The organism is Filifactor sp. (assembly GCF_057248345.1).
In genome coordinates this window covers 1-4,417 of the sequence record NZ_DBHIIC010000068.1, presented here as the reverse complement: position 1 = coordinate 4,417, position 4,417 = coordinate 1, and the positions used below count along the sequence as shown (strand labels likewise).

The 4,417-nt window shown below is 32.8% G+C and carries 4 protein-coding genes; all 4 read left to right on the top strand.

What is annotated here, in order from left to right:
• On the top strand, positions 1-1,634 hold a 1,634-nt coding region (locus ACO5GE_RS07795; RefSeq protein WP_484830349.1), incomplete at its 5' end, for an ABC transporter ATP-binding protein.
• A gap of 87 nt (positions 1,635-1,721) precedes the next feature.
• Positions 1,722-2,303 carry an MptD family putative ECF transporter S component gene (locus ACO5GE_RS07790; RefSeq protein ID WP_288916197.1) on the top strand — a complete coding sequence of 194 codons (582 nt, stop codon included), beginning with the start codon at positions 1,722-1,724 and terminating at the stop codon, positions 2,301-2,303.
• Positions 2,303-3,037, top strand: coding sequence for an energy-coupling factor transporter transmembrane component T (locus ACO5GE_RS07785; protein WP_208428414.1), 735 nt, complete (start codon positions 2,303-2,305; stop codon positions 3,035-3,037). The genes ACO5GE_RS07790 and ACO5GE_RS07785 overlap by 1 nt, the downstream gene beginning before the upstream one ends.
• A 3-nt stretch (positions 3,038-3,040) precedes the next feature.
• Positions 3,041-4,417: ABC transporter ATP-binding protein (locus tag ACO5GE_RS07780; protein WP_484830348.1), on the top strand; the 1,377-nt coding region annotated here is incomplete at its 3' end.

Below are 4,417 nucleotides of genomic sequence, written 5' to 3'. Positions count from 1 at the left end.
TGCTTCAAATTAGTGCAATTTATGTTGTAGTAAAAGCTTTCGCTCAAAAAAATATGACCATGACGCCTGCATGGATTGCGTTAGGACTTCTTGTTATCAGTATTGTAGGGAGAAGTGCCACAAATTATTTTTCCCAATTACAGCAATGCCATGCAAGTTATTTTATGGTAGCCAATAAAAGAGTTTCAATAGGAGAAATTCTAAAAAAAATACCTATGGGCTTTTTCAATGAAAATAATGTCGGTGAAGTTGTAGGGATTTCGACAACTGTATTAGAAGATGTCGAAAATACCGCTGCAATGGTTATGGTAAATACATTATCCGGTTTTATAAACACGATAATTTTTACATTGATGATTTTGGTTTTTGAATGGAGAATAGGTCTTATTGTGGCATTTGGAAGTTTGATGTATTTATTCATTTTGTCAAAAATGGAGAATAAATCAAGAAATATTCTTCCAAAAAGGCAAATTGCATCGGCAAAATTAGTTGACGCTATTTTAGAACAAATAGAGGGAATGCCGGTTATTAAAGCCTTTAATTTAACAGGCAAAGGAGATGAAAAAGTTAGGGAAGCCATTGAAAATGCAAGAAAAACAAATCTTGATTGTGAAAAACTTTTTACACCATATACAATTGCTCAAAATATACTCTTAGATTCATTCAGTATTTTAATCATCGGTGCAGGCATTTTCTTCTATCAAAGAGGAGAGCTTTCATTTCTAAATACTGTGATGACAATTATTGTTTCATTTCTTGCTTTTTCTCAAATTAAATTAGCAGGAAGTGCGACAACTGCTCTTAGAGTTGTTAGTGGATCTATTGAGCAAACTAAGAAATTAGAAAAATTTCCGCGGATGGATATTGATGGAAGTGATATCGAACCTGACAGTTTTGATATTGTGTTTGAAAATGTAGATTTTTCATATTCCGGCAAAAAAATTCTTGATCACATTTCTTTAGAAATACCGCAAAATCAAATGACAGCCATAGTAGGACCGTCAGGAGCCGGAAAAACTACATTGTGTAATCTCATAGCAAGGTTTTGGGATATAGATAATGGAAGAATCAACATAGGAGAACATAATATAAAAGAATATTCATTAGAAGCATTGATGGAGCAGATTAGTATGGTTTTTCAAAATGTGTACTTGTTTCAGGATACCATAGAAAACAACATAAAGTTCGCTAAACCGGATGCTACACATGAAGAAGTTATTGAAGCAGCAAAAAAATCTTGTTGCCATGATTTTATTATGAGTCTTCCTGAACAATACAAAACAATGATAGGAGAAGGAGGTGCAAGTTTATCCGGAGGAGAAAGACAAAGAATATCAATAGCAAGAGCTATTATAAAAAATGCTCCAATTATTATCTTCGATGAAGCTACAGCAAATGTGGATCCTGAAAATGAGGATAAGTTGCAGATTGCTATGGAGGAGCTTACCAAAAATAAGACAGTTATTATAATTGCTCACAGGCTAAAAACGATTAAAAATGCGGATCAAATTCTTGTTTTAGATAATGGGAAGATAGTTCAAAGAGGTACGCATGAAGAGCTTATAAAAATAGATGGTATCTACAAGAATTTTGTTGAAGCAAGACAGATGGCAGTGGAATGGAAACTGTCATAAGCGAAAGCGTAGTTTGTGCCATAAAGGCTCAAATATAAAAAGAGAGTTATACACTACCCAAAAAAAATAAATAGGAGGATTAAAAAAATGAAGAAAGGTTTATCAGCAAAAGATTTAATTAATGTCGGGATTTACACAGCGATTTATTTGGTCATATTTTTTGTGGCAGGAATGATGAATGCCATTCCTATCTTATACCCGGCTATTTATTTAGTAATTCCAATTGTTACAGGGATACCATTCATGTTGTTTTTAACAAAAACAGAGAAATTTGGCATGGTTACGATTATGTCAATTATTATTGGGGTTTTCTGGTATCTGATGGGTTACACTTGGTTAGCATTAGTAGGATATATACCATTCGGTATACTGAGTGATTTAGTTATGAGGTCGGGAGGCTTTAAAAGTTTCAAAAAGAACATTGTGGGGTTTTGGTTATTTTCTTGTGGAATGATAGGCTGCCAAATGCCAATGTGGGTAATGGCGGATACCTACATGGAAGGTGTTAAGCAACAAATGGGAGAACAATATGCAACAGAACTTGCGAAATATATGCCATCTTGGATGGGAATTGCCGCACTTGTAATTATTTTGATTGGTTCAATTATTGGTGCGAATTTGGGAAGAAAAATGCTTAAAAAACATTTTGAAAGAGCAGGTATCGTTTAATGGAAGAGTATGAGGTATATAGACCTAATGAGCCGAAGGGTTTTTATTTAGATCCTCGTACTAAAATTCTCTTTATGATATTTATCACAACCATAATGTCTGTCGGATATAAGGATATTGTGATTAGCCTTATATCCGCCATTGTGGCGATAATGTTGCTGTTATCTAATAAGCAGTTTAGAATTGCTTTTATTTATGGGGGGTTGTTTGCTTTGGCTTTGATAGCACACTTTACAAAAGATATGTACACCTTCCCTACTCTTATAAATACCATTTCCGTTTTGTTGAATGCTTTAATTTTGAGGCTATTTCCGATTTTTATGTTGGGTTATTATATTGTAATGTCTACAAAGACAAGTGAGTTTATAGCAGCTATGGTAAAGTGGAAAATTCCAAATGCATTTATTATTCCAACAGCAGTTGTTTTCAGGTTTATTCCAACTTTAAAGGAAGAACATAGTTCAATTAAAATTGCTATGAAAATGAGAGGAATTCATTTTAAAAACAAAAGAGCATGGAAAAATCCCGGCTTGTACTTGGAATATGTAACAATCCCTTTAATTATGTCTATTGCTAAAATAGGGGATGAATTATCAGCAGCTGCAATAAGTAGAGGATTGGGAGGTTTAAGAAAAAGAACCAGTGTAGTCAAAGTATGTTTTACTATATATGATGCACTTATTTTATGTATTTCAATCACTCTTATAGGGTTATTTTTGTATAGGAGGGGATAAGGAATGATCGAGTTTAAAAATGTGTCATTTACTTATGACAGTGTTGATAGAAATGCAGGAATTTATAATGTAAACTTAAAGATCGACGATGGAGAAGTGATTGTGTTTTGTGGTGAATCCGGTTGTGGAAAAACTACTATAAGTCGATTGATTAATGGACTTATTCCCGGATATTATACGGGAACATTGGAGGGAGAAGTTATAGTAAGGGATTATAAAATTTCACAAAATCCAATTGATGAATTGAGCAGATATGTAGGATCAGTATTTCAAAATCCAAGAACACAGTTTTTTAATGTAGATTCTACAAGTGAAATTGCATTTGCTTGTGAAAATTTTGAAGTTCCACGAGAAGAAATATGTACGAGAATTGGAAAGGTAACACAAGAATTAAACATAAGAAATTTACTTGATAGAAATTTGTTTTCAATGTCAGGCGGTGAAAAGCAAAAAATTGCTTGTGCTTCAGCGGCTGTTATGGAGCCTGAAATATATGTATTAGATGAACCGTCTTCTAATTTAGATATTGGAACGATAGAAATGTTAAAAGCTATTATAAACAAATGGAAAGAAAAAAAGGCAACTATAATTATTGCTGAACATAGATTACGGTATTTAATAGATATTGCAGATAAATTCATTTATATGAAAGATGGACAGATACACACTATATTCACGAATGAAGAATTTAAAAGATTATCTAATGATATTTTAAACAATATGGGGCTTAGAAGTATAAATCCTGTTAATTTTAAAGATCTTAAGAACTTTATTAAGGTTGACAGCAAAATAAATATTAAGAATTTTGAGTTTAGCTATAACAAGACTCCGTTTCTTAATATTAAAAACACCTTATTACCTCAGAATGCTATTATTGCTGTTTTAGGTTCTAACGGTTCAGGGAAGTCAACATTTTCAAAATGTTTATGTGGAGTTGAAGAAAAAGCAAAAGGAGTTTTAGAGATAGAAACGGATACTTACTCTACGAGAGAAAGACTAAGAAAGTGTTTTATGGTGATGCAAGATGTCAATCACCAACTATTTACGGAGTCAGTTAAAGAAGAAATTCTATTGAGTATTGAAGATAATGAGAATGAAGAACAAATGGTAAAAGAGATATGCAAAAAACTTAACTTGATGGAATTTTTGGATTGTCACCCAATGTCTTTATCAGGAGGTCAAAAACAGAGAGTGGCGATCGCAAGTGCTATTGCTTCTAATAGAGAGATTCTGGTTTTAGATGAACCTACAAGCGGTCTTGATTTTAAAAATATGAAAGAAGTTTCAAACGAAATGATAAGGCTCAAAGAGTCCGGCAAAACTATTTTCATTATTACCCACGATCCTGAATTAGTAGCTTGTTGTTGTGATTATTATATG

Bases quoted from the DNA above. Each gene is read 5' to 3' on its own strand.
- ACO5GE_RS07790 (WP_288916197.1), top strand. From the start codon at position 1,722: ATGAAGAAAGGTTTATCAGCAAAAGATTTAATTAATGTCGGGATTTAC.
- ACO5GE_RS07785 (WP_208428414.1), top strand. From the start codon at position 2,303: ATGGAAGAGTATGAGGTATATAGACCTAATGAGCCGAAGGGTTTTTAT.